Here is a 25,974-nt window from a genome sequence, read left to right as displayed (position 1 = left end):
TGCTCCAACCTGACGTGCGCGCCGCGCACAGATGAAATTTCTCTTGAGTATGGTACATCTCGCACCATGAAAGCACAGCCGCCAAATGCACCGGCCGCAGCAACTCGGGGCCCCGCCCTGGACTTCACGCGTCAGGACGATAACGCCTGGCACTGGCTCGAGAATCGCGACGATCCCGCCGTGAGTGACTTTCTCGAGGCCGCCAACCGCCAGGCCGACACCTGGTTTGCCCCTCTGGAATCCTTGATCGAGCGACTCTACCAGGGCCACCTGGCGCGGCGAGAGCTGGCCGTCAAGGGGCTGCCCAGTCGCCTGGACCACTTCACCCTGTGGAGCGAGACCGCCGCCGACGCCGACTATCCGGTCTGGTGGCGCCACCCCAACGATGCCCCGCAGTCGCGCGAGGTGTTCTTCGACCTCGAGGCCAGAGCGCAGGAGCACACCTTCCTCGAACTCGGTGACATGGCGCTGTCCCCGGACGAGCAGTGGCTGGCCTGGACCGAGGACACCCAGGGTGACGAGACCTATCGCCTGTTCATCAAGCGCCTGCCCGATGGCGCCGAGCATCGACTGCTGGACGACATCGGCCCTGAGCTGTGCTGGGCCGAGGACGGCCAGACCCTGCTGTTCACCCGCTACGACGCCACCCAGCGACCCGACAGCGCCTGGCGGCTCAGCCTGTCGCTGGATGCGGCCAGCGCAGACGCCAGGGTCGAGACCGACGAGCTGGTCCTGCGCGAGGACGACGCCGAGTTCTGGATCGGTCTGGGCAAGACCCGATCGCGGGCCTGGCTGACCATCGAGTCGGCCTCCAAGGACACCAGCGAGACCCATCTGGTTCCGGCCCACGCGCCAGCGACTCCCCCGCACTGCTTTCAGCCCCGTCGCCCGGGCGTTGAGTACGCCCTCGATCATCGTCCCGGTCACTTCTATGTGTTGCACAACGAAGGGCTGGTGCACTTTCAGCTGGAAGTGGAGAACGAAGACCGCTCCGGTCAGCGGCGAGTACTGGTGCCCCATCGCCAGGAGACCACCCTGGAAGGTGTCGATGCCTACGCCTGGGGCCTGGTGATCGCCGAACGCGACCACCTCGAGGCCCAGGTGCGCCTGCGTCGCCTCGAGTTCGACGGCGACAACAGCGTCACCCTCGACGCCCCCCTGCCCTGCTCGCCCGCACCGCTTAGCCTGGGGCTCGGCGACAGCCCACACTTCGACGACCGGGTACTGCGCCTGCGCGAGGAATCCTTCTGCACCCCGCCAAGCTGGTGGTCGCTGGATCTTGATAGCGGCGAGCGCCGACTGCTCAAGCGGCAGCCTCTGCACGGCGATCTGGCACCGGAAGACCTGCACTGCCAACGGTTGTGGGCCGAGTCCCACGACGGCGAGCGGGTGCCGGTGTCCGTGGTCTGCCGCAAGGACCTGGCGAACCAGCCGCTGCCGACGCTGCTGTATGGCTACGGTGCCTACGGCGAGGCGCTGGATCCCTGGTTCTCGGTGTCTCGACTGGAACTGCTCCGGCGTGGCGCGGCCTTCGCGGTGGCCCACGTGCGAGGCGGCGGTGAGCGCGGCGAGCCCTGGTACCTGGCCGGCAAGCTCGAGCACAAGCCCAACAGCTTCGAGGACTTCCTGGCCGCACGTGACGCCCTGGTCGACGCGGGTGTATCGAATCCCCAGCGTATCGTCGCTTACGGCGCCAGCGCCGGCGGTCTGCTGGTGGGCGCCAGCCTCAATCGCGCACCACAGGCATTCTGCGCGGCGGTACTCGACGTGCCCTTTGTGGACGTCCTGCGTACCATGGAAAACCCGGACCTGCCGCTGACCACGGCGGAGTACACCGAATGGGGCAACCCCAGCCACGCCGCCGACGCCCGACGCATCGGCAGCTATTCACCGCTGGACAACCTCGATGCCGAGGCCTGGCCGCCGGTATTCCTGCAGGGTGGCTGGCACGATAGCCGTGTGCCCTACTGGGAGCCGGCCAAGCTCTACGCACGCCTGAGCCTGGCGAACGCCGAGCAGGCGGCACTGTCCAACCGGACAACCCTATTGAAGACCGACATGACGTCCGGTCACGGCGGCGCCTCGGGTCGTTTCAAGGCCTGGCGCGAAGGGGCACGCCAGGATGCCTTCGTGCTCTGGGCCCTGGACTTGCTGGATGCAGACCTGGTGAATGCGGACCTGATGGGCAACCCTCCGGTCGAATCACCAAGGCCCCATCCCTGCTCCACCGACGAGAACCCGCAGGCCTGACCGCACCTTTGGACGCCCTTGGCCGCTTTAGCGGCCACTTTCAGAATAAGGAATTTCATGAACGCCAAACCGATGCTCGCCCTCACCGCTGCGCTATGGCTCGGCACCTCCCTCGTCGGCTGCTCCGACGACAACGAGTCCGAGACGTCCGAGGGCGCGTCACAGCAGAGCGAAAACGTCACCTCCGGTAACGGTGGCGGCAGCAACGAGAGCGCGGACTCCGCCAGTGAAGACGACACCAGCGGCGAACAAGGCGACGACATCTCGGAGATGAGCCCGGCGGATCGCCGCGAGGCACTGGAGCAGTCCCTGCGCGCCAACTTTGATCCCCAGCTCGGCGAGATTCGCTATCTGGTCGGCTGGAGTGACCTGAACGACGATGGTCAGGACGAGGCCGTGGTCCACGTGGTCGGCCCGATGGTCTGCGGCACCGGTGGTTGCGATACCCTGATCCTCGAAGCCCAGGACGACGCCTACCGCGTCATCAGCGCCCAGCCCACCACCCAGCCTCCGATCCAGCTTGGCGAAGCATCTCACGAGGGCTGGCGAGACCTGGTGGTCAAGCGCCACCTGGCCGCCGATCAGCCGGCTCAGGCCCTGCACCTGCGCTTCGACGGCAGCAGCTACGTCGAAGCCGAGGGCAACGAAGGCGAGGCCGAGAACGCCACCGTCCTGATCGAAGACTTCAACAGCCTCGATGACGCCCGTCCGCTGTTCACCGGTGAGGGGGCCATGTCGGGGTCTCTCGAAGGTGACATGGAAGGCGAGATGGAAGAAGCGATGGAAAGCGAGCGCTCAGAGCCAGCGGTCGACCCCGACGCCGCCGCTACAGCCGCCGAACCGCAAGGTAGCGATGACGATCAGGCTGACAACGAAGGAGAAAGCACAGAAGAAGACGACGACCGGCAAACGGACGCTAGCCACAGCGGCAATTGATCGCCAACACTCGGCGAAGCCCTCTTTGCCGACAAGGCGCCGGGCCTCTTCACGAGGCCCGGCGCTGTCGTTTCCCTATCTAGCCGGTCATAGCCGGTCAGGCGGCGGTGGCTCCATGCCGGGCCAGACCACGGCCCAGGGCGTAGATCCCCCAGGCCACCACAAAGGACAGCGGTGCCGAGGCTCCGGCCAGACTCGGCGACAGCATCAGCGCGATGCCGACAATCGCCGCCAGGGCCCAGGCCGCCAGCCCCACAGGGTTGAAGGCGCTGATGTCAGCGTCCAGATCGACCTCGAGACGCCCCTCCGGCGACAGGATATGGGCCAGTGCCACCCCCACCCAGGCCACCACGAACACGCCTTGATAGGCCAGGGCCGCCAGCAGGTAGCTGAACACGTCCGCCCGCATCAGCAGGTAGGCAAGCCCGCCCACCAGACAGCCGGCCAGGATCTTGTTGAGTTTGAGGCCGGTGAGCTTGCCGACGAAGGCCTCGAGATTGACCGTCGCCAGGTAGAAGTTGGCGGTATTGATGCGGCTCTGGGTCACCCACACCAGCGCCAGCCCGCCGAGCCCCATCAACTCTAGCAGCCCCAACACGATGGACGCCTCCGACAGGCCGTCGGTAGGCAGGCAGGCGTCGAGCAGGATCCCCACCACTCCGCTGAACACGAAGGTCATCAGATAAAAGGGAATGCCGAAGGTGACGCGGGCATGGAAGCGGCTATCCTCGACGCGACCGAAGCGGGCGTAGTCGAAGGTAAACATCATCAGCACCCAGACCCCCATGTAGTAGGCAAAGGTGGACAGCCAGCCGAAGGGACTGGCGCCTCCTTCGGGCACCCGGGAGAGCCAGCCGGAGGGATAGCCGAACTCGGCCATCGCCATGCCCACGGCGATCAGCATGCCGACGATGTACACCGGCAGCAGCACGCCGTTGAACTTGTCGAGCCAGTGCTGGACGCTGCCGAAGATCAGCGAGACTCCGACCACCACCACGATCAGGGTAGCGCTGGCCATGCCGAGCGAGGGCGACCACTCGGACAGCACCAGCGCCATCACATAGCCTTCGAATACCGCGTAGTAGAGCGCCGTGGCAAAAAAGATCAGGGTCGCGATCATCGCCCCCAGATGACCGAACAGGACCCGGGAAAACAGCGCCACGGTCAGCCCGGTACGTATCGCATAGCGGCTGATCACCGCATTGATGACGCCGTAGCAGACCACCGTCAGGGCGATCCCGATCAGCGCGTTGGTGGTGCCGTAACTGCGGGCCATGGCGGCGGCCACCACCATGTAGAAGATGGCGCTGCATACCGCCCACCAGGCCATCATCAGATTGCCCCTGGGCATGCGTTGGTCCAGGGGCATGGGGCGGTCGGCGAAGTCGCCAGCGCCTTGCCCACCCTTCTCGCGGGATGTCGTGTCGTTCATGGTTGTTGCCTCGTGCTGTTGTTGTGGTTGGACGAAGCCCCTTGGACAGAAGAGTCAGCCCATACCTCGGTGACAGGGCTCGAGTGACATTCCGGGCAAGGGGCGCCCGGGCGGAGACGTCTGGCTCCGCCGGGCAAAGTGGCAATTGCGGGAATAAGTGAGACGGGATCGAAGCACTCAGGCTCTTGCCTTCGATCCTTTTCAGCCGACTAGTCGAGCGCCTGGCCGAGGGCCTGGTCCCGGGCATCGCCCAGTGCTTGACGCAGCGCCTCCAGGCGCTCGGCGTAGGCCTTGCGCGCGTCCAGCGCCTGTTCGAGGGAGACCCCGACGAATCGCACCTTCTGGTGGGGCTGGATCTGGCCCACCAGATCCATGTCGGCGCTGATCACCGTGCCAACCATGGCGTAGCCACCGCCGGACACGGCGTCGCGATGGAGAATGATCGGCTCGCTGCCGGCGGGCACCTGGATCGAGCCGATGGGATAGCAGGCATCGACGATGTTGGACGGGTCGTCACCGGCCCCGAAGGGCGGCTCTCGCTCGATGAACCGAAGCGGTGTACCGCCCTTGAAGCGATAGCCGATGCGATCGGCCTCCGAGGCCACGCTCCAGTCCTCCTGATAGAAGCGTTCCCTCGCCTCTTCCTCGAGCAGGTGGTCGTAAAGTCCGGGCACAACGCGCAACTCATAGTGCTTGGCAAAGCGCGGCGCAAAGGCCTCGGGAAGACGCCGACCGACTGCCGCACGGGTTGCGGCGTTCGATTGACCGACGGGCAGCACATCGCCAGCCTTGAGCGGACGCCCCTCGTAGCCACCGAGGGCGCCGAGCGCGTAGGTGCTGCGGCTACCCAGACGCTCGGGCACGTCGATGCCGCCCTCCACCGCCAGGTAGAGCCGCGCCCCGGCGCGCACGAAGTCGAAGCTCAGCACACTGCCCGCCGGCACCTCGAGCACCTCGAAGTTGGGGTGGGCCTGGCCGTCGATCTTCGGCACCATCTCCGCGCCGCCGGTGGCGATACGGCAGGCCTGGGTAAAGCGCAGCTCCGGTCCCATCAGGGCGCACTCGAGCACCGCGGCGTCCTCGGCGTTGCCCAGCAGCAGGTTGGCCGAGCGCATGGCGAACTGGTCCATGGCGCCAGAGGGCGGAATGCCCAGGTGGTAATGACCGGCGCGTCCGGCATCCTGGACCGAGGTCGCAAGCCCCGGCTTGATCACTTCAATGCTCATTGAGCACCTCCTCGACGCGACGGGCCACGGCTTCGGGGGCCTCGCGATATTCATCCAGGTCGAACACGAATGGCGCGGTTTTCGGGCGGAAGCGCCCGGCCTCGGCAGCGGCCACCATATCGTCGTACTCGCTGCGATCGACGGGTCGATGCTTGACGATGTCACCGGGACGGAAATAGATCATCGAGTCATCGATGTGGGGCTGGCTGCCGCTGGGATCGTAGATCGGCATGGGGGTCACCCCGAACATCTGATAGCCCCCGGCGCCGCGCACCGAGTAGATGCAGCTGAAGCAGCCGCCATAGCCGACGGTCTGCTTGGGCGTATCGGTACGAGGCCGCACGTACTTGGGCACCTCGATCTGCCGCTCACGGGGCACCATCTGGTACATGAACGGCAGGCCGGCGACGAAGCCCACCATGGACACGAACCAGGGACTGGCGCTGTGGGCATCGATAAAGCCATCGACGCTGGTAAAACCGTTGATCCTGGCGGCGTACTCCAGGTCGGTGCCTGACGGGTCCTGGTGGCGATCGCGAAAGCGCATCAGCGTCTCGTGGGTCCAGGGGTCGTTGTAGAGCACCGGCACCTCCACCACCCGGGTCTCCAGGCGCTGAACCTGCTGGCCGAGCACCTCGGCATCGATCTGCTCCAGAGTCTCGATCAAGCGTGACAGCGGCAGCCGGTCGGGATCGTAGCGCACCTGATAGGAGGCGTTGGCGGGACAGATCTCGGTCACCCCGGGGATCTCGCGCTCGGCAAGCCGACTGGTGATCGACACCCCGCGAAAGAAGGCTTCCAGGTTCATCGCCTCGGACAGTTCGACGAACAGGAACTCGTCGCCGGCGGCGCTGTAGCGTGCGGGCTTGGCCTGCCCGGTGTCATGCTGGGAGGATGGCTTCATGACGCTTGCTCCTGTACTGATGGCGCTGGCGCTGCCGATGCTGTGTCCAGCCAGAGCTCCAGGGTGCCGGTATGGAAGTCGCCGCGACGTACTGCCTGGTCCTCGACCAGCCGACGATGCAGCCCCGCCGTGGTGGTGAAGCCCTCCAGCGTGAACTCGTCGAGGGCACGGCCGGCTCGGACCAGCGCCGAGGCGCGATCCTCGTCCCAGACGACCAGCTTGGCCACCAGCGAGTCATAGAACGGCGGCATCCTGTAGCCCTCGTACAGGGCGCTGTCGACGCGCACCCCCGGGCCGGTGGGCCAGGTCAGTCGCTCGACCTGCCCCAGCGATGGGAAGAAGCCATTGTCCGGGTCTTCCGCGTTGATACGCATCTCCACGGCCCAGCCACGTATCGCGATATCGGCCTGGACCACGCCCAGCGGCTCACCCAGGCATACCCTGAGCATCGCCCGCACCAGATCGACCCCGGTGATCATCTCGGTGACCGGATGCTCCACCTGGATGCGGGTATTCATCTCGATAAAGAAGAACTCACCGCTGTCATCGTCGTACAGGTACTCAAGCGTCCCGGCGGCCTTGTAGCCGACGTGCTCGGCGAGCGCCACCGCTGAGGCGCAGAGGCGCTCGCGGGCGGCCTCGTCCAGCGCTGGCGATGGGCTTTCCTCGAACACCTTCTGGCGCCGTCGCTGCAACGAGCACTCGCGCTCGTACAGGTGCACCGCGCGCTCACCATCGGCCAGGATCTGCACCTCGATATGTCGTGCACGCTCGATAAAACGCTCGAGATAGACGCTGTCATCGCCGAAGGCGGCTCGCGCCTCGCTCTGGGCCAGCGGCAGCTGGGCGCGGAGTTCCGCCTCGTCGGCAGCGGTGCGAATGCCGCGCCCGCCACCGCCGGCGGCGGCCTTGATCAGCAGTGGATAGCCGACCTCGAGTGCGACCTTCACCGCCTCCTCCACGTCGGCCACCGCCGACGGCGACCCCGGCACCACCGGAACACCTGCGGCCAGTGCGGTGCGCCTGGCCTCGGCCTTGTTGCCCATGCGCTCGATCAGTTCGGCGTCGGGGCCGACGAAGATCATGCCGGCCTCGACCACATGGCGCGCGAAGTCGGCGCTCTCCGACAGGAAGCCGTAGCCGGGATGGACCGCCTCGGCACCGACTTCCCGGGCTGCCGCCAGGATCGCCTCGATGTTCAGATAGCTCTTGGCGGCCTGGGCCGGGCCGATACATACCGCCTCATCGGCCAGTTTGACCGCCAGGCTGTCGGCGTCGGCCTCACTGTGGGTGACGATGCTGGTCAGGCCGAGTTCGCGGGCGGCGCGCACCACCCGCACGGCGATCTCACCGCGATTGACGATCAACAGACGGGTCGCATTCATGCCTCGCCCTCCGAAACGTCGATGACCAGGATGTCCTGACCGGCTTCCAGCACATCGCCGTCATCCACCTCGATGGACGCGATCTGGCCTGTCACCTCGGCCTTGAGTTCGCAGAACTGCTTCATCACTTCGAGCAGGCCGATGGTGTCGCCGGCCTGGACGCTATCACCCGGGGACACGAAGGCCTCGGCCTCGGGCGAGGGACGGCGATAGAAGACGCCGGGAAAGGGGGCTTGCTGTGTTTGCTGGGACATGAGGTCTCTCGCTTGTCATTGGAATTGGTTTGCGCTGAACACGATCAAGGTGAAGATGGCTGTGGCCAGGCGGCCGCAGGCTCAGGGAGCCTTGAGCTCGATGCTGGCATCGGCCAGCCGGCGGCGGATGGCGTCGAGCATCTCCAGCGCCCCGGGGGAATCGCTGTGCAGACACACCGACTGAAAGCTGACCGGTACACGCTTGCCGCTGGCGGTCTCGACCACGCCCTCGCGGGCCGCCAGCAGCACCTTCTCGGCCACCGTTTCGGGGTCGAGGCGCTGCACCTGCCGGACAAAGACGATGGAACCCTGATCGTCGTAGTCACGATCGGCGTAGAACTCGTGGACGCGCTGGATGCCTTCGGCCTCGGCGACGCGATCGATCACCGACCCTGCCAGGCAGTAGATCGGCAGATTGGCGTCGATGGTCATCAGTGCGCGACATAGCGCCGTGGCGAAGCCCTCGTCCCTGGCCGCGTGCATGAACAGGGCCCCGTGAAGCTTCAGGTGATGAAGGCCTAGGCCCTCCCGGGCGGCCAGTTCGCGCAGGGCGCCGAGCTGATAGATGACGTCATTGACCAGCTCATCGGCGGCGGCGTGAATATGCCGGCGACCAAAGCCGACCAGGTCGCGAAATCCGGGATGGGCCCCCACCGCGACACCGTGCTTCGCCGCCTGCTGCAGGCTATGGGACATGATGGTGGGATCGCCGGCGTGGAAGCCGGTGGCGATATTGGCGGAACTGATGCCGGCCATGATGCGATCGTCGATGTCTCCGCCGATGCGCCAGGCGCCGAATCCCTCCCCCATGTCGGCATTGAGGTCCAGTGTTGTCATTGTGGGTCTCCTCGCGGGTGTTCCATCGTTGTATATGAGAGACGCCACTGATTGGAAATACCAATTCTTGTTTGGCATTATCAAAAAATCCGAATAACAGGCTCGAACAACAGAACTTGAGGGAGATGTCACATGGCGCGCAGTCCTTCCCTTCGCAAGCTGCGCTACTTCGTGGCGGTGGCGGAAAGCGGCAAGGTGACCCAGGCCGCGGTGGACCTGAACGTGTCCCAGTCGTCGATCACCACTGGGGTGCGGGAAATCGAGGACGAGCTGGGCGTCAAGCTGTTCGACCGACAGGCCCAGGGCATGGTGCTGACCCGCGAAGGCACCCGCTTTCTCGACCGGGTCAGACACGTCTTCCAGGCGGTGGACGAGGCCTTCGACTCGACCCGGGTGCACTCGCCGACGCTGGAGGGACGCCTCGATCTGGCCATGAGCTATACCGTGGCGGGTTACTTTCTTCCGCCGCTGCTGGCACAGTTTCAACGTCGCTATCCCGGTGTGACGGTACGCCTGCACGAGGCCTCGAGGCCGACGATCCAGGCCGGCCTGCTCGGCGGCCGCTTCGATCTGGCCATCATGCTGATCTCCAACCTTGAACCGGGTGCCCCGCTGGCCCAGCACCTGCTGATCCGATCGCCCCGCCGCCTGTGGGTCGCCAGCCACCACCCTCTTCACGGCAGGCGCGACGTTGGCCTGGCCGACGTCGCCCGCGAGCCCTATATCATGCTCAACGTCGACGAGGCCGAGCAGACCGCACTGCGCTACTGGGCACCATCGGGACTCGGTCCACAGACCCTGTTCAGCACATCCTCGGTGGAAGCGGTGCGCTCCCTTGTCGCCAGCGGCTCGGGCGTCAGCATCCTGTCGGACATGGTCTATCGGCCCTGGTCGCTGGAGGGCCGACGCATCGAGCACATCGACCTGGCCGACCCCATCCCGACCATGGACGTGGGCTTCGCCTGGGACCGCAAGAGAGCACTGTCGCCGCCGGCCCAAGCGTTTCGCGACGCCCTGATCGAGGCCATGGCGGCGGGCTGACGGCACGCCAGGTACCAGGGGCATGCCACAACGCAAGCGACCTCCCGAAGGAGGTCGCTATCAGAGATTGCAGGTGGCGTTGCCACAAGAGGCGTTCAGCCCTCGACCGGGATCACTGCGATGATGTGGTCCTCGAGGTCGGCCTCGTCCACCTCGGTCTCGGGGATGGCGAAGCTGCGCACGCTGATACCCTTGCGGTGGACCCGCTCGGGATCACCGCAGATCAGATGGTGCCAGCCGGCGAGCTTTCGTCCCTCGGCCAGCCGTCGGTAGGCGCAGGAGTGCGGCAACCACTTGAACTGGTGGGCGAGCTCGGGCGTCAGTTGGGTGCAGTCCGGCACCTTGGCGAGGCGATTGTCATAGTCGCTGCAGCGGCAGCTGTGGGTATCGAGCAGCCGGCAGGACAGGCCCAGCACCGCCAGATCGCCGGTGTCCTCGTCCTCGAGCTTGCGCAGGCAGCACTGGCCGCAGCCATCGCACAGCGCCTCCCATTCCTGCTGGGTCAGCTCATCGAGCGAGTAGCGCTCCCAGAAACGTTCTCTCAGCTCGGCCATGACGTCAGTAGCGGGCTTCGGTGGGGGTGCGATACAGGTCCAGCAGATACTCGTCCTTGGCCGGCGGCATCTGAAAATAGAACCCCTTTTCCTCGATCGCCGCCATCACCTCGGCGCCGCTGGCGCGCGCCAGCGCCTTGTCGGCGGTGAGGATCATGGTCATCACCGATACCGGCGTGCCGAAGCGCTCCATCAGCGCTTCGGGGACCCGCTTGAGCCCCTCGCGCTTGTCCACGTAGAGATACATCTCGTCCTTGCGCGAGCTCTTGAATATCTCGCACAGCATCTTGCCCTGCATCGTCGTCATGTCGGTCTCATCGGGCGCCACCTGGGCTGCCCTGTCGGTCTGGTGGGCGTCCTTTCGATTCATCGGACGCCTCGTCGTTGCTGTTAGTGTTTCGTCAGCCTGGTCGAGTCCTTCTTTCTAGCCGGCTTGGGCCAACTCCCCCAGGGCTCCTTCAAGGCGCTCATTAAGTCGTTCGCCACGCCAGCCACTGGGCAGCGGCAGCGGCTGGTTGCGCAGGCTGGCGGTGACCAGGGCTTCCAGCTCACGCCGGCGCAGCAGCACTTCGGGGGCGACGCCCAGCGACTCGGCGTCGAGATTGACCACCTTCTTGAGCGCCTTCATGCGCGCCTTGAACGGCGGCAAGGTTGGTGCCAGTGGCGCAGGTGCGAGCTCCGAGACCTCTCGGTGGGCGGCCTGCTTGACCATCGCCAAGAGGGTGTCGCCCTCTCGCTTGATCAGGGTCGGCTTGACGCCCTCCACCGCCGCCAGGTCATGACGGTTGGCCGGCATCTTCTCGGCGATGGCGTAGAGCACACGATCCTGAATCACCCAGTTGCGCGGCAGGTCCCTGGCCCGGGCCTCGCCCTCGCGCCAGGTGGTCATCAGGCGGTAGGCCTCGACCTGACGCGGGGCCAGCCGCCATAGCTGACGCTGGCGCAGGTACCACTGGCCGTCGCTTTCGCTGGAGCGCTGCGACTGGGCCACCAGGTCGGTACAGTCCTCCAGCACCCACTCGAGTCGACCGTGGCGCTCCAGCGACTCACGCTGGTGCTGCCACACCATCAGCAGGTAGACCACGTCCAGCGCCGCGTAGCTCAGCTGGGAATCGCTCAGGGGGCGCTCCAGCCAGTTCGAACGGGTCTCTTCCTTGGGCAGCGTCTCGCCCACCCAGAACTCCACCAGCCGCTGGTAGCCCATGGCGGCGTCTTCGCCCAAGAGCCCCTGGGCCACCTGGGTGTCGACCAGCGGCGTCGGCGCGACCCCGGCCCAGTGGCCGAATACCTCGAGGTCCTCGCTGCTGGCGTGCAGCAGCTTCAAGGCGTCATTGGTCAGCAGTTGCCGGCAACGCTCGGTGCAGGCGACCTCCAGCGGGTCGATCAGATAGGTGGCGTCGCCACCGTAGATCTGGATCAGTGCGGGAACCGGGTGAAAGGTCTTCTCGCGAAAGAACTCCGTGTCCAGCGCCAGTACCGGTGCCTGGGACAGCGCCTGGCAGGCGTCGTCGAGAGCGTCGGCGCTATCGATCCATCGAATATCAGGGATTACAGGCATTCAAGCATCCATTTGAGGCAACAACGTTCGCCCGACTTATTCACTGTCGAAGGGCAGGCGACCGGAAAAGGCGCGGCTCAAGGTCCCGCCGTCGACGTACTCGAGCTCACCCCCCATGGGAACACCATAGGCCAGACGCGACAGACGTGCACCGTGGCGCTGGATCTGGGTGGCGATATAGTGGGCGGTGGCTTCGCCTTCCACGGTGGGATTGGTCGCCAGCACCACCTCTTCGATCAGGCCCTCTTCCATCAGGGTCTCGAGCTGATCGAGACCGATGTCCTCGGGCCCGATACCGTCCAGAGGCGACAGGTGGCCGTGCAGCACGAAGTAACGTCCCTGAAAGCCGCCGGCCTCCTCGATGGCCAGCATATCCGCCGGCGACTCGACCACACACAGCAGGCTGTCGTCCCGACGCGCGCTCTGACATAGCCCGCACAGCGGCTCTTCGGTCAGGGTCCGGCAGCGCTGGCAGTAGCCTACCCTCTCGACCGCCTCACGCATCACCTCGGCCAGACGCTGGCCGCCTTCACGCTGGCGCTCCAGCAGGTGCATGGCCATGCGCTGGGCGGTCTTGGGCCCGACGCCCGGCAGCACGCGCAGTGCGTCCATCAATTGCTCGACCAGGGGAGAAAAACTCATGGGCAAACTCGTCCAGCGCCGGGCAAACACTGCGTCCGGCGGATACACTCTCGCCCAGGCCAGTCGCTGGCCCGGGTCGCGTCAGGGTCGGCTCAGAACGGCATCTTGAAGCCGGGCGGCAGGTTGAGGCCCGAGGTCACCTCTTCCATCTTGGCCTTGGAGCTGGTCTCGACCTTGCGCACGGCGTCGTTGACCGCAGCGGCCAGCAAGTCCTCGAGCAGTTCCTTGTCCTCTTCCATCACCGACGGGTCGATCTCGACCTTGCTGACGTCATGGCGGCCGTTCATGGTCACCTTGACCATGCCGGCGCCGGCTTCACCCAGCACCTCGGCCTTGGCGATTTCTTCCTGGACCCGCTGCATCTTGTCCTGCATTTCCTGGGCCTGCTTCATCAGGTTACCCATTCCACCTTTCATCATGGTCCGATCCTCTCGTTTTAAACTGTCAGGCACAGACGCTCAGCGTCTGGCCTTGCGGGTCTCGCCGGCGGGGGTCACGGTGGACTCCACCAGCCTGGCGCCGAATGTCTGCTGCAATTGTTGAATATGGGGATCACGCTTCAAGGCCTCAACCGCTTCGGCGTGGCGTTCCGCTGCCAGGCGTTCGGCCATCTGCCGCGGAGTCTCGACGCTGGTGTCGAGCTGACGCACCTCGATCTCGAGTCGACGGGGATACCCCAGGGCCTCGAGGGCATCGCGAATCCGGTTCTGGTGAACCTCGGCGTTCATCGCCGATTGCGACGGGTCCAGATGCAGATGTAGCCGTTCACCGTCGTCGGCGGCCACCACGCAGTGGGCGGCAAGGTTACGGGTCAGGCCCGACACGCCAAGATCATCGAAGTGGGCCAGCCAGGCGCTGTGAGTCAGCGCCCCTGTCGGCATCGCGGTAGTCTCGCCAGCGGCGGGCTCTGCGGCGTGCTGCTGGTGCTGCGAGGCCTCGTCGACCATCGCCTCGGCCGCCCTCTCCTCGACCTCGACGTCGGGCTCAAGGCTTGGCTCGGGGCTGGGCTCTGGGCTTGGCTCTGGGCTTGGCCCTGGGCTTGGCTCAGGGCTGGGCTCTTCGCTACTCGCTTCGCTCCCGGCGACCGCAGGCGTTTCGGCCAGGTGCGACTCAACCGGGTGCGGTTCGGTCGGGAGCGGCGGGTCCTGTGTGGACGCCATCGCTTGCCCGGCCTGGGCCTGGGCCTGGGCCTCGGCGGACGGCGTCTCGGCCGGGCCGACCGGCTCGTTCGAGGCGGTCGGTGCCGGCTCGCTGGCGACGGCGGTGGGCGCCTCAGCGCCCGGCGTAGGGTCCTCGGGAGCACCGCCCTCCCAGGGCGGCGGCACGTCACTGGCGTGGTTGTTCGCACGATAGTCGGCTTCGCCGCCACTATCATCGCGACTGTCTGGCACTTCACCCGGCATGGGCGCTGGCCCATCGACGGGCGCCGGCGCGGCATCGACACTGGCCTCGACCGGCGCCGCCGTCTGCGCCTGGGTCTCGGACGGGGATGGCGCCCCAGGCTCGGGCTGTGGTTCAGGCTGCGGTGCGGGCTGAACGTGAGACTGGGCTTGGGTCTGGCCTTGTGTCTTGACTTCGGGCTGCGGTTCGCTCCGAGAGTCGGGCTGCGCGGCAGACGGTGAACCTTCCTGCACCGCTGCCTCGCCGCGCATCGGCAACGGCGTCCGGGCGGGCCTGGGCACGCCCTGGGGACGAAACGCCAGCATCCGCAGCAGAGTCATTTCCAGGGCGGTACGCAGGTCCGGGGCGTGGGCCATGTCGGCACGCCCCTGCACCCCGATCTGATAGTAGAGCTGCACGTCCTCGGCGGCGAAGCGTCCGGCCAGTTCAAGCAGCGCCTGACGGTCGCCGTGGCCGTTGTCCAACGCCGACGGCACCATCTGTCCGATCGCCAGGCGGTGCAGCACCGCCGTCAGGTCATCGAGCACCGCACCGAAGTCAGGGCCCTGCTCGGCCAGACTCGCCACCTCCTGGAGCAGGCGCGCGGCGTCCACCTCGGCCAGCGCCTCGATCAGCGCCAGCACGTGGCGATGGTCGAGGGTACCGAGCATGGCGGCGACGTCGGCGTGGCGAACCTCACCCTGGCCGAAGGCGATCGACTGGTCGGTCAGACTCATGGCGTCACGCATGGAGCCGGCGGCGGCCTTGCCCAGCAGCCACAGCGCAGACTCCTCGAAGGGCACCTGCTCGGCCTCCAGCACCTTGGACAGGTGGCCGACGATACGCTCGGGCGGCATATGCTTGAGGGTAAACTGCAGGCAGCGCGACAGCACCGTCGGCGGCAGCTTCTGCGGATCGGTGGTCGCCAGCAGGAACTTCACATGGGGCGGCGGCTCTTCCAGGGTCTTCAGCAGCGCATTGAAACTGCTGGTGGAGAGCATGTGCACCTCATCGATGAGGTACACCTTGTAGCGGCCCTGGGTCGGCGCGTACTGGACGTTGTCGAGCAGCTCGCGGGTGTCTTCGACCTTGGTCCGAGAGGCGGCGTCGACCTCGATCAGGTCGACGAAGCGGCCCTGGTCGATGGACTGACAGCTATCGCAACGGCCACAGGGGGTCGAGGTCACGCCGTCGTCACCTTCCCCCTTGTCGGTGCAATTGAGGCACTTGGCCAGGATACGCGCCAGGGTCGTCTTGCCGACACCTCGGGTCCCGGTGAACAGGTAGGCATGGTGCAGGCGGCCCTGGTCCAGGGCATTGACCAACGCCCGCTGGACATGCTCCTGCCCCACCAGTTCATGGAAGGTGCGAGGCCGCCATTTGCGGGCCAGTACCTGATAGCTCATTGAACGTTCTTTCCTGCGGCTGGGCTTTGGGCCAGGCGACCCGCTGAGACAACGCGGCGGGAGCGAGGCGGCGTGGCGGTCACGCGACGGTGTTTCCCGCCCGATGGTCGTGGCATTCTACCGGGTGGGGCCTTGGGCGCAAAGGCCAAGGGGGTTCACGCCGTTGAAGCGGCACCTCACACCTGTGCGCCCGTCTGGCGTTGCTCGCATCCGCCACTGGTGAGAGGTACCCGCAGCCAACCGACGGTCGCGTCCCGCCTTCCATTGCCACAGGACCCTTCATGTCTGACTCCGCGCCCACCTCCTCTGAGACGCCCCCCACCTCGAAGCGACGGCTTTCGCCCTCACGGCGGCTGAAGGTGCTGCTGACGCTGGCCATCGTCGCGGTGATGGCGCTGTCCTGGCTCGATGTGCTCGACCATGCGACCCAGCGCCAGGTCGAGGGTGCCACTACCCAGGCGCTGCTCGCCTTCGCTGCCGCCCGCGGGCTCAATGCGGGCATCTCGGTGCTGCAGTCGACCGAGATGGGCGTTGGCGTGTCGACCCATCCCTTCGAGGCACTGGACCCCTTCAACGACCTGGTGGAGGACTACGCCAGCGTGATGAAGCTGGCCATCGGCTCGCTGATCGGCCAGACCCTGCTGCTGGAAATCACCGGCTCGCTGATGTTCAAGATCGCCCTTAGCCTGGCCGGTGCCTTGCTGATCCTGTGTCTGTGGCGAGACTGGCGGCTGACGCCACTGGCGTGGAAGGCTTTCGCACTGATCGGGCTCGGCCGGTTTCTGCTGCTGCTGACACTGGTGGCCAGCACCCTGGTGGATCAAGCCTTTCTCGATGAGCGTACCAGCGCCAGCATGGCCGAGGTCCAGGGCCTGTCCGAAGAGGTCCAGGCCACCGGCCTGGCAGAGGCCGGCGATGCCCTAACGCCACAGCAGCGCGAGCGGCTTGAGGCCGAGATGGCCGATACCGACCAGCGGCGCCAGCAATTGCGCGAATCGCTGATCGAGACCAATCGACAGATCGGCAAGGCCGAGGACGCGGTGGAACAGAGTCGCGGTCGGCTGTCGCTGTTGACCGCCCGGCTGAGTCTGACCGAGCGCCTCAACCCCTTCCACGACAACCCCGAGATCGAACGCCTCGAACAACAGCTTGGCCAACGGAGACAGCGGCTGGCCGAGCTCACCGACGAGCGCGAGAATCAGCTCGCCGAGCTTGCCGCCGTGGATCGAGAACGTGACACCCTGCGCCGCCGCCTGGCGGGCGAGGACCCGGACGAAGGTCTGTTCGACGGCCTGGCCGAGCGCATCGGAGCCCTCACCGACGGCCTCAGCATCAGCGCCATTCAGAGCCGGATCGAATCCGGCACCAACGCCATCCTCCAGTTGATGGCGCTGTTTGTGATGCGCACCCTGGTGATTCCGCTGCTGTTTCTATGGCTCGGGCTGAAGCTGTTCAAGGGGCTGTATTCGCGGCCCGGGGCATCGCTTCGCCTGCCGCCACCCAGGCAGGAGCGAGTGATCCATCCGCCGCCCCAGGCAGACGTCGAGTCGCGAGACTGAACGCCGACGCCTGGAAGCCTAGGCGCCCTGGAAGCCCTGGAGCACCTTGGCCACATTGACGCCGATCTCTTCCACCGCGTAGCCGCCCTCCATCAGGATGACGGTGGGCAGGCCCAGGCTTGCCAGCCGACGCCCCATGTCGAGGAAGTCATCGCTCTTGAGGCGGAAGCTCGAGATGGGGTCGCCTTCGAAGGTATCGACACCCAGCGACACCACCAGAAGGCTCGCCTGCTTGTCGCTGATCTCGGCCAGGGCAAGCTCCAGTCGCTCGCGCCAGGTGGGGTAGTCGGTACCAGGTGGCAGCGGATAGTTGACGTTGTAGCCAAGCCCCGGCCCCTCGCCCTTCTCGTCGGCGTGGCCGAGGTAGTAGGGAAAGCACTGATCCGGGTCGCCGTGGATCGACTGGGTCAGGACATCATCACGGCCATAGAAGATCTGCTGGGTGCCATTGCCGTGGTGGAAATCGACGTCGAGGATCGCCACCCGAGCGTGACCATCGTCGAGCGCACGCTGGGCCACGATGGCCGCATTGTTGAAAAAGCAGTAGCCGCCGAACTGATCACTGGCGGCGTGATGACCCGGCGGGCGGCACAGGCCAAAGCTCGGCTGGCCGCTGGAAGCGGTGTGCTCGTAGGCCGACAGCGCCACGTCCTTGCTGGCCATCGCCGCCTCGAAGGTACCGGGGGAAATCGAGGTGTCGCCACCGAGGGCATAGTAACCAAGCTTGCCCCCGACATGGCCGGGAATACGATCTTCGCGCATGGTACGCGTCGGCCAGATGGTAGGGATGGCCTCGCCGCCGTGACCGGCGGCCTGCCATTCGTCCCAGCAGGTCGAGAGAAACTCGACGTAGGCTGCATCATGCACCGCAAGCACCGGCGCCAGGCCGTGCTCCCTCGGTGCGGCCACTGGTCCGACACCGCTGTCACGGAGCTGTGCGAGCACCAGGTCGACCCGCTCGGGGCACTCGAAGGGGGTCATCAGCTGGCCATCGTGGAGTTCGGTCCTGGCACGACGCAGCTTGGTCGCTTCACTGTGGTACACCTGCATGCTTGCATTATTCCTTTTGTTGACCGGCGACGGGTTGACCGACAGCGCCTTCAGCGCAAATCGGGCGAACGTATTGTGCCGCCGGGCCCGTCAACAAGGGAAGCCCAGCGACTGGCGCCGGGCTTCATCATCAAAAGGCTTTTCTGTCAGTGCTCTTGTCAGAGCTTGCGTGTCCGAGAGCTTCTCAAGCGGCCGTGCGTGACGGTGGCTCAGCCCTGCCCCTCGAGCTGGCGTTCCAGTTCGCGACGCACGTTCTCGTCCAGCGACAGCGCGGTGCCTAGCTCGTCCAGCCAGGCACGCTCCATGGCATTCTGGTCGTCCATCACCGCGGCGCTGGCCAGGTACATCTCCCGCGCCGCCTGGGGCGAGTCGGCCTGACTGGCCAGGGCCTGGGCGTCCAGCGGCGCCTGGAGCTGACGCTCGACCCAGCCATGCAACTCATCATCGGCCCCGAGCTGCTGAATCTGCTCGCTGATCAGGGCGCGCTCCTGGGCGTCGATGTGGCCGTCGGCCCGGGCCGCCATGATCACCGCCTGCAATACCTCCAGGCTACGCCGCTCCTGGGCCTCGCCGCCGAGCTCCTCCAGCGGAGCCCCTTCACCGGATTGAGCCCCCTGAGACGCGGGGGTGGCCTCGTCACCGCCACGGGACTTCTGCCAGGCCTTCCAGGCCAGCATGCCGACGCCGGCGATGGCGCCATACTTGATCGCCTTGCCGCCCATGCTGCGGCCGCGCTTGGACCCCATCAGCATACCCAGCGCACCGCCGCCGAGCAGGCTCTTCATGTCCATGCCGCCGCCACCGCTGGACGACGACGATCCCCCGGAAAGCTGGGACGAGACACTGCTGATCAGCCCCTGCACGTCGAAGCCGCCCTTGCCGGAAGACGAACCGCCGGAAGATGAACCGCCGGCCTGTTTCATCAGTTGGTCGAGCAGGTACTTGGCATTCATATCGCACTCCTCCTTGGTCGATGGTCATTGGAAAGCTCGACGACGGCGAGGTTCCCCAGACACGAGCCGCCGTCTCGATTCAACCGCGGACAAGGGCCCATGGCGTCACCATAGACACTGGCACCAGCCTTGACCTCCTGTTTTGTCCTCGCGGATCGAGCCCTCCTGAACGCAAGAACCCGCCAAGCGAACTTGACGGGTCCTGGTTCAGCGGCGCATCACGCTGTCGGCTCAGATGTCGGCCCGGGGTCAGCGTGCCATCTTCACCATCTGGCGGTTGACGAACTCATCCATGCCATCCTTGCCAAGCTCACGGCCGAAGCCGGAGCGCTTGACGCCACCGAAGGGCAGCTCGGCTTCACTGCCGGGCGGCTCGTTGATGTGGACCATGCCCACCTCGAGACGATTGGCCAGCTCGAGCGCTCCCTCCGGGTTGGAGGTCTGGATCACCGCGCCCAGGCCATAGGGCGTATCGTTGGCCAGGTCGATCGCGTCCTCCAGATCGGCGGCGCGGTAGACCACGGCCACCGGTCCGAACAGCTCCTCCTGGAAGATCCGCATATCGCGGGTCACGCCGGTCAGCAGGGTCGGCGCGTACCAGGCGCCAGCGCGATCCAGGCGCTTGCCGCCGGTGACCAGGGTCGCGCTCTGGCGGATCGCGTCCTGGACCTGGGCATCCAGGTTGGTCAGCGCCTGCTCCGAGGACATCGGTCCCATCACGGTATCGTCCGCCATGGGATCACCGACCTTGATCTGCTCCACCGCCTCGCGGAAGGCCGCCAGGAAGTCATCGTAGACGGCGTCGTCGACGATGATCCGCTTGGCCGCGTTACAGGCCTGACCACAGTTACCGAAACGCCCCTGCACCGCCTGCTTGACCGCCTGTTCCAGATCGGCGTCGGGCAGCACGAGGAAGGGATCGGAACCGCCCAGCTCCAGCACCACCTTCTTGAGCTGGCGACCGGCCTGCTCGGCCACCGCCGCGCCGGCACGCTCTGAACCGGTCAGCGACACGCCCTGCACCCGCGGGTCGGCGATTAGCTCGCCGACCTGCTCATTGCTGGCGTACAGGTTGGTGTAAAGCCCCTTGGGCGCACCCGCCTCGGTGAAGATGTCCTCGATGGCCTTGGCCGATTCCGGACACTGGGGGGCGTGCTTGAGCAGGATGGTATTGCCGTTGAGCACGTTGGGACCGGCAAAGCGCGCCACCTGATAGTAGGGGAAGTTCCAGGGCATGATGCCCAGCAGCACGCCGAGTCCCTGCTTGCGCACCTCGGCCTTGGCGCCGCCGGTGACGATGGGCTCCGGCTCCAGCCAGGCCGGACCGTTATCGGCGTAGTAGCGGTAGATGTCCACCACCACCGACATTTCGCCCAGGGCCTGGGACTTCGGCTTGCCCATCTCGCGCACGATGATATCGGCGAGCTGGTCACGACGCTGTTCGTGCAGGTCGGCGACCCGATGCAGCAGCGCCGCACGCTCGGCGGGGGTAACGTCACGCCAGGCCAGATACGCCTGATGCGCCGACTCCACGGCCTTCAGAATCTCGCCGTCGCTGGCGTCGGGGTAGGTGGCTTCGACCTCTCCGGTCGCCGGGTTGGTAACCTTGTAATGGCTCATGGCTGTTTCTCCTTGCGGCATGGCTGTGCGACCAGCCTTCGCATGGCGAAGGCTCTCGGCAGATTCAGGGGCTAAACAGCATAGCGCCGGCCCGCCACGGTGGACAGGAGGATTCGACCAGAGTTCGGCGTGGCTGCCGAACAAATTTCTACTCCCTACGCCTGTCGACGCTTCAGTGATCCCCGTCGCCACGCGCCGTTGCAAACTCCTCGGTGTCGATATCCGCCTGCTGGGCCTCGCTGTAACGCGCACCGACCACCTGATCCGGCGTCATCATGGCGTTGATCAGCGCAAGCGTGCCGGCATCCAGCGTCAGCGCCTCGGCGGCCAGGTTCTCTTCCTGGTGGGACGCAGTTCGTGATCCGGGGATCGGTATCACGTCCGCGCCCTGCCCTCTCAGCCAGGCCAGCGCCAACTGGGCGGGAGTGCACTCGCGCTGGCGCGCCAGCACCTCGAACTCGGCCAGCAGGTCGAGATTGCGCGGGTAATTGTCGGCACTAAAGCGCGGCATGCCTCGACGCATGTCGGAATCCTCGAGCCTGGCGGGATCCCGCAATGTGCCGGTCAGAAAGGCGCGGCCCAGCGGGCTGAACGCCACCAGCACGGTATTCGACTCACGGCAGGCGTCGAGCAGCGCGATCTCGGGGTTGCGCGTCCACACCGAGTATTCCGACTGCACCGCCGCGATGGGATGCTCCTGCCGGGCCTGCCTGAGCGTCGCCGCCGATACCTCGGACAGCCCGACCCCACCGATCTTGCCTTCCTGCTCGAGTCGTCCCAGTTCTCCCACGCTCTCCTCGATCGGTACCCGGCGATCCCGTCGATGCAGATAGTAGAGATCCAGATGATCGGTCTTCAGCCGCGAAAGGCTCTGCTCGCATTGGCGGCGCAGCGTCTCAGGCCGCCCGTCGATGCGCTTGGCACCGATCTCCAGGTCGAAGGCCATGCCACACTTGCTGGCCAGGAAGACCTCTTCACGGCGACCGGCAAGCGCTTGCCCCACGACTCGCTCATTGGCCGTCTTGCCGTAGAGGGTGGCGGTATCGAAGTGGCGGTAGCCCACCTCGAAAGCGTGCTGCAACACCCTGACCGCCTCGGCTTCCGGCAACGGACTGCCATAGGCGTGGGACACGTTCATGCAGCCAAGGCCGATGGCTGGCGCCCGCAACCGCTCGAGCCGACGAAGGACGTCTGACATGCAATCTCCCGATCATGTTGATAAAAAAACTGACCACCCACATCGAAACGACGGGATTTCCCCTTCTAAGCGTCATCGGCAGCCACTACTATCGTATTAGCCTGATTCAGCATACCTGTTTAAGGCTACACCAGTTTGCCCGCAAGACGGCCATCGCTTCTGGTAACCCCGGAAGCGATCCTCGGCACATAACGATAACCCCTAAAAAGGATAGACAACGCAGTGGACAACCTATCGATCGGCGTGGACATCGCCACCAGCCTGGCGATCCTCGGTGCCTTCGTGTCCTGGACGCTGGACAATCACCGTCAGCGGCGCATGGCTCGCGAGGTCGGCATCAATGACCAGGCCCGCGCCATCGCCGTGACCAAGGTCCAGGAAACCACCATACAGCTGTCAAAAGACTTCAACAGCATGATCACCAACGCCGGCAAGATCGAACGACGCCTCAACCGGCTGTGGAAACAGGATGGTGTGGACGCGGTCCAGCGGCATATCGAGCAGAACGACGACTACCTCGAAGAGGTCGGCGAATACCTGCAGGCGTTCAAGGACGAGGTCTCGCGCTACTACGAGAGCTGCCACGTCCACAAGTACCTGCTGTTCCCTGTCCTCGGCAGCCTGCCCGAAGGCGACGGCATGGTCGCCAGCATCAAGAGCGACTTCGACGATATCGCCCGCTGCCATGACGAGATCAACTCAGGCTACGCCCACCTGCTGCGTGAGCTCGAAGGCGCGGTCAAGATTGCCGGCAAACTCAGCAAGGTCGACGAGCAGGATCCCGAGCACGCCGCCCTGAAAAAGAAGCTGGTCAACGCCGTCAGCAGCATCGCCTACGACCCCGACTACAAGGAGTTCATCCACTACTTCATCCCCGACGGTCAGGAAGAGGCCTTCTACCGTGAGTACGACAATCGGGAGATCCAGGACCAGGAGCTGAGCGGCGTGGTCATCGGTAACCTTTACGGCACCCTGATCAAGCGCCCTGCCCGCGCTCAGGCCATGTGCCTGCTGCTGGCACGCCAGTCGATCCAGCGCACCCGCACCGAATGCAAGGAGGTGCTGTGCTCGCTAAGCGCCGTCGCCAGCGTTCTGCTGTCGCGCAACGAAGAATCCACCCTCTCGGCGGAGATCGCCAAACTCAAGTCCGATGACTTCTTTGCCCTGGATCGTGAGATCCGCTAGGCAAGGCTGCATCCGCCTGGGTGAGGAAGAAGCAATACGAGAAAGACAGGAAGGGGCGCCGAGCAAGGCGCTCCGCTCTATGAACAGCAAGTTCCTGGTATCGCAGCGCAGGCGGCGCACCTGACGGACGACACACTGCTTGCCGCTGTTGCTGCGGCCAACCACCCTTGGGTCCCGGTCGATCTTGCGATAGCCCCCTACTCCTCCCCTCCCAGGTCTGACATCCTCGCCCCCCAACAGAACCTGATTGCCTCATTCCCGCTCAGGCGAAGCGTCACGGTGCCTTGGATATCAGCCAATGAGACACTTGAGCCACGGGTGTTCGAGACCATGCTGGGCGAAGTATTGCAAAGGCAATCAAGCGCCGGCTGATACACGCCAAGGCGTCCCACACGATGATGAAATGCGCCATATCCAGGCCATGATACAGAGCAAGCGCAATGGTGAAGATTGAGTAGTCAGTCTTGGCGCGTGAAGACGCATCCTGGATTGTTGAATATATCTTCAGGGACAACCCCGAGGCGACGCCACAACTCTTTCACCAGATCAAAGACAAGATAGATCACCTCCCCGACCACCCAAGACGGGAAGGGAACCAGGGACAGGCGAGATGGTCGCCACAGACCACTACGTTGCCGCATAGGGTCACGACCTTGGAAGATCATGGTATGTCTGACCGCACTACTTGTATGCAGTACTTGATGTTGCTGATTTTTCACTTCCCCAATGTCTTCTTTAGGAAGGGCATGTCCTCGATGTCGTAGGTGAGTGCTGTCAATATATCAGTTGCTTCCTTGTCTTGTTACATCTCTACAATCAATGATTATTTTCACAGTAGAACCAGTGTTCGGCCTCGGTTCTTTCGCAGAAGGCATAATTAACCTCAGTATTTTCCTCTATCGCCTTCTCCACGCTATCCACTATTATTTCTTCAAGCAGATCGCCTGAGTCATATTTGTAATACATGTAATTACGGAAAATATGTAAACCTCTAGCAATTGAGTAAACTGATAAACAGCTATGTTCTGAGCAACTTAATGACACACGACCAAGTCCAGCTTCACGCATTTCACTCCGAATCCATTTAACCCTTTCTTCATCAAGGCCATCAGGCTCCGCATTGTACGACCATATAAAAATTGTCTCACCATCATACATCTCTTCAAGCTTACCAAGTATCCCCTGCATCCTGTCCAAGACGTCATCGGGAGGTTGTCTTGGCCATAGAGACACCAACAGACTACTAACAAGCAGCAGTACGACACCCCCGATGACTCTCTTTTTCATTGTTTATATTCTCCGGCTTCTGGCTAATTCACAGTCGTGACGTACTTTTGAAGCCACCCTGGTTGGACAAGGCGCTGAGGCTACTTGATCTTATCCAGCATTGATGGCTACCAATGCAAGGGAAGATCAACTCTTAGGGTGTGATACCCAATCTTATGGACCTTCCACTTGGCCAATATCTTCTTGAGGGAGAGCATGTCCTCGATGTCGTAGGTGAGTGCTGTCAATATATCAGTTGTTTCCTTGTCTTGTTACATCGGCACAATCAGTGATTGTTCTCACAGTAGAACCAGTGTTCGACTTGGGTTCTCTCGCAGAAGGCGTAATGAACCGAAATGTTCTCTTCTTTTGCCTTTTCAATGCTTTCTTCTATGGCCTTCTCAACGTTATTTACTATTATTTCTTCGAGTATGTCGACAGAATCATATCTATAGTACATAGGATAACGAAAAATATATAAGCCTTTAGCAATAAAATAGGATGATGAACAGCCATGCTCTGAACAGCTTAAGGATACCCGGCTAAACCCTGTCTCTCGCATTTCTCTCCGAATCCATTTAACCCTTTCACTATCTAGGCCATCGGGTTCCGCTGTATATGGCCATATAAAAATCGTCTCACCTTCATACATCTCCTCAAGCTTACCAAGTATCCCCTGCATCCTGTCCAAGACGTCATCGGGAGGTTGTCTTGGCCATAGATGCACTAACAGGCTACTAACTAGCAGTAATGCAACACCCCCGATGACTCTCTTCTTCATTGTTTATATTCTCCGGCTTCTGGCCAACGCACAGTCATGGCGTACTTTTGAAGCCACCCTGATTGGACAAGGCGCTGAGGCTACTTGATCTTATCCAGCATTGGCGGATACCAATGCAGGGGAAGATCAACTCTTTGGGTGTGATACCAAACCTTATGGGTCTTCCACTTGTCCAATGTCTCCTTGAGAGAGGGCATGTCCTCGATATCGTAGGTGAGTGCTGTCAATATATCAGTTATTTCCTTCTCTTATTACATCCCTGCAATCAATGATTGTTCTCACAGTAGAACCAGTGTTCGGCCTCGGTTCTCTCACAGAAGGCGTAATGAACCTTAGTGTTTTCCTCAATCGCCTTCTCGACGTTATCTACTATTACCTCTTCAAGCAGGTCGCCTGAGTCATATAAGTAATACCTATAGTTTAGGAAAATATTAAAACTTCTGTTAATCGAGTATATTGATAAACACCTGCGTTCTGAGCAACTTAATGATGCACTGTTAATCCCAGCTTCACGTAGTTTTCTGCGAATCAACTTGACCTTTTCACCATTAAGACCA

Annotated in this window: 23 protein-coding genes; 5 read left to right on the top strand and 18 right to left on the bottom strand. The window is 63.8% G+C overall.

Features of this window, described 5'->3' with window-relative positions:
* Positions 1 to 66 precede the first annotated feature (66 nt).
* The gene (locus tag NKF27_RS07410) at positions 67 to 2,250 is read left to right on the top strand and encodes a S9 family peptidase (protein WP_253555930.1); all 2,184 of its coding nucleotides are present in this window, start codon (positions 67 to 69) and stop codon (positions 2,248 to 2,250) included.
* A gap of 57 nt (positions 2,251 to 2,307) precedes the next feature.
* Entirely contained in the window at positions 2,308 to 3,186 is an 879-nt protein-coding gene (locus NKF27_RS07405; RefSeq protein ID WP_253555929.1) for a hypothetical protein, read from the top strand.
* 97 nt (positions 3,187 to 3,283) lie between these two features.
* On the opposite strand, the gene NKF27_RS07400 is transcribed toward NKF27_RS07405, so the two are convergent.
* From NKF27_RS07400 to NKF27_RS07375, 6 genes are all read right to left on the bottom strand, one after another.
* Entirely contained in the window at positions 3,284 to 4,618 is a 1,335-nt protein-coding gene (locus tag NKF27_RS07400; RefSeq protein ID WP_253555928.1) for a cytosine permease, read from the bottom strand.
* Between the two features lie 209 nt (positions 4,619 to 4,827).
* A complete protein-coding gene (locus tag NKF27_RS07395; protein ID WP_253555927.1) occupies positions 4,828 to 5,844 on the bottom strand; it encodes a biotin-dependent carboxyltransferase family protein in 1,017 nt (338 codons plus the stop codon).
* Positions 5,834 to 6,748, bottom strand: coding sequence for an allophanate hydrolase subunit 1 (locus NKF27_RS07390; RefSeq protein WP_253555926.1), 915 nt, complete (start codon positions 6,746 to 6,748; stop codon positions 5,834 to 5,836). The genes NKF27_RS07395 and NKF27_RS07390 overlap by 11 nt, the downstream gene beginning before the upstream one ends.
* Entirely contained in the window at positions 6,745 to 8,133 is a 1,389-nt protein-coding gene (locus tag NKF27_RS07385; protein ID WP_253555925.1) for an acetyl-CoA carboxylase biotin carboxylase subunit, read from the bottom strand. The genes NKF27_RS07390 and NKF27_RS07385 overlap by 4 nt, the downstream gene beginning before the upstream one ends.
* A complete protein-coding gene (locus NKF27_RS07380) occupies positions 8,130 to 8,387 on the bottom strand; it encodes an acetyl-CoA carboxylase (RefSeq protein ID WP_045993215.1) in 258 nt (85 codons plus the stop codon). Before NKF27_RS07380 ends, NKF27_RS07385 begins: the two co-directional genes overlap by 4 nt.
* 81 nt (positions 8,388 to 8,468) lie before the next feature.
* Positions 8,469 to 9,224: a 5-oxoprolinase subunit PxpA gene (locus NKF27_RS07375; RefSeq protein WP_253555924.1), complete on the bottom strand. Its 756-nt coding sequence runs from the start codon at positions 9,222 to 9,224 to the stop codon at positions 8,469 to 8,471.
* 132 nt (positions 9,225 to 9,356) lie between these two features.
* On the opposite strand from NKF27_RS07375, the gene NKF27_RS07370 reads away from it, so the two are divergent.
* Positions 9,357 to 10,265, top strand: coding sequence for a LysR substrate-binding domain-containing protein (locus tag NKF27_RS07370; protein ID WP_045993213.1), 909 nt, complete (start codon positions 9,357 to 9,359; stop codon positions 10,263 to 10,265).
* A 95-nt stretch (positions 10,266 to 10,360) separates the two neighbouring features.
* Here NKF27_RS07370 and NKF27_RS07365 read toward each other — a convergent pair whose 3' ends face one another.
* From NKF27_RS07365 to dnaX, 6 genes are all read right to left on the bottom strand, one after another.
* Complete coding sequence (locus tag NKF27_RS07365; RefSeq protein ID WP_253555923.1) at positions 10,361 to 10,819, bottom strand: YcgN family cysteine cluster protein; 459 nt, start codon at positions 10,817 to 10,819, stop codon at positions 10,361 to 10,363.
* 4 nt (positions 10,820 to 10,823) lie between these two features.
* On the bottom strand, positions 10,824 to 11,117 hold the full coding sequence (locus NKF27_RS07360; RefSeq protein WP_045993267.1) for a YcgL domain-containing protein: 294 nt from the start codon (positions 11,115 to 11,117) through the stop codon (positions 10,824 to 10,826).
* Positions 11,118 to 11,243: 126 nt separating this feature from the next.
* Positions 11,244 to 12,377: a ribonuclease D gene (rnd, locus tag NKF27_RS07355; protein ID WP_045993211.1), complete on the bottom strand. Its 1,134-nt coding sequence runs from the start codon at positions 12,375 to 12,377 to the stop codon at positions 11,244 to 11,246.
* A gap of 36 nt (positions 12,378 to 12,413) precedes the next feature.
* The gene (gene recR, locus NKF27_RS07350; RefSeq protein WP_045993210.1) at positions 12,414 to 13,019 is read right to left on the bottom strand and encodes a recombination mediator RecR; all 606 of its coding nucleotides are present in this window, start codon (positions 13,017 to 13,019) and stop codon (positions 12,414 to 12,416) included.
* Positions 13,020 to 13,111: 92 nt separating this feature from the next.
* Complete coding sequence (locus tag NKF27_RS07345) at positions 13,112 to 13,438, bottom strand: YbaB/EbfC family nucleoid-associated protein (RefSeq protein WP_045993209.1); 327 nt, start codon at positions 13,436 to 13,438, stop codon at positions 13,112 to 13,114.
* Positions 13,439 to 13,477: 39 nt separating this feature from the next.
* Positions 13,478 to 15,805 carry a DNA polymerase III subunit gamma/tau gene (gene dnaX / locus NKF27_RS07340; protein ID WP_253555922.1) on the bottom strand — a complete coding sequence of 776 codons (2,328 nt, stop codon included), beginning with the start codon at positions 15,803 to 15,805 and terminating at the stop codon, positions 13,478 to 13,480.
* 281 nt (positions 15,806 to 16,086) lie between these two features.
* On the opposite strand from dnaX, the gene NKF27_RS07335 reads away from it, so the two are divergent.
* Positions 16,087 to 17,364: a hypothetical protein gene (locus NKF27_RS07335; RefSeq protein ID WP_253555921.1), complete on the top strand. Its 1,278-nt coding sequence runs from the start codon at positions 16,087 to 16,089 to the stop codon at positions 17,362 to 17,364.
* An 18-nt stretch (positions 17,365 to 17,382) separates the two neighbouring features.
* Here NKF27_RS07335 and NKF27_RS07330 read toward each other — a convergent pair whose 3' ends face one another.
* From NKF27_RS07330 to NKF27_RS07315, 4 genes are all read right to left on the bottom strand, one after another.
* Positions 17,383 to 18,414: a histone deacetylase family protein gene (locus NKF27_RS07330; RefSeq protein ID WP_253555920.1), complete on the bottom strand. Its 1,032-nt coding sequence runs from the start codon at positions 18,412 to 18,414 to the stop codon at positions 17,383 to 17,385.
* Positions 18,415 to 18,623: 209 nt separating this feature from the next.
* A complete protein-coding gene (locus NKF27_RS07325) occupies positions 18,624 to 19,367 on the bottom strand; it encodes a tellurite resistance TerB family protein (protein ID WP_253555919.1) in 744 nt (247 codons plus the stop codon).
* 249 nt (positions 19,368 to 19,616) lie between these two features.
* Positions 19,617 to 20,987, bottom strand: coding sequence for an NAD-dependent succinate-semialdehyde dehydrogenase (locus NKF27_RS07320; RefSeq protein ID WP_253555918.1), 1,371 nt, complete (start codon positions 20,985 to 20,987; stop codon positions 19,617 to 19,619).
* A 172-nt stretch (positions 20,988 to 21,159) separates the two neighbouring features.
* The gene (locus tag NKF27_RS07315) at positions 21,160 to 22,185 is read right to left on the bottom strand and encodes an aldo/keto reductase (protein ID WP_253555917.1); all 1,026 of its coding nucleotides are present in this window, start codon (positions 22,183 to 22,185) and stop codon (positions 21,160 to 21,162) included.
* A gap of 222 nt (positions 22,186 to 22,407) precedes the next feature.
* On the opposite strand from NKF27_RS07315, the gene NKF27_RS07310 reads away from it, so the two are divergent.
* Positions 22,408 to 23,370 (top strand): hypothetical protein, encoded by a 963-nt coding sequence (locus NKF27_RS07310; RefSeq protein WP_253555916.1) that lies wholly within the window; start codon positions 22,408 to 22,410, stop codon positions 23,368 to 23,370.
* Positions 23,371 to 24,186: 816 nt separating this feature from the next.
* On the opposite strand, the gene NKF27_RS07305 is transcribed toward NKF27_RS07310, so the two are convergent.
* Positions 24,187 to 24,657: a hypothetical protein gene (locus NKF27_RS07305; RefSeq protein ID WP_253555915.1), complete on the bottom strand. Its 471-nt coding sequence runs from the start codon at positions 24,655 to 24,657 to the stop codon at positions 24,187 to 24,189.
* Between the two features lie 265 nt (positions 24,658 to 24,922).
* On the bottom strand, positions 24,923 to 25,417 hold the full coding sequence (locus NKF27_RS07300; protein ID WP_253555913.1) for a hypothetical protein: 495 nt from the start codon (positions 25,415 to 25,417) through the stop codon (positions 24,923 to 24,925).
* Positions 25,418 to 25,974 lie beyond the last annotated feature (557 nt).

Source organism: Halomonas sp. DN3 (assembly GCF_024137905.1).
GTDB classification, from domain to species: Bacteria; Pseudomonadota; Gammaproteobacteria; order Pseudomonadales; family Halomonadaceae; genus Halomonas; species Halomonas litopenaei.
Note: the sequence above shows the minus strand (reverse complement) of the source record. Positions and strands in the feature narration are given on the sequence as shown.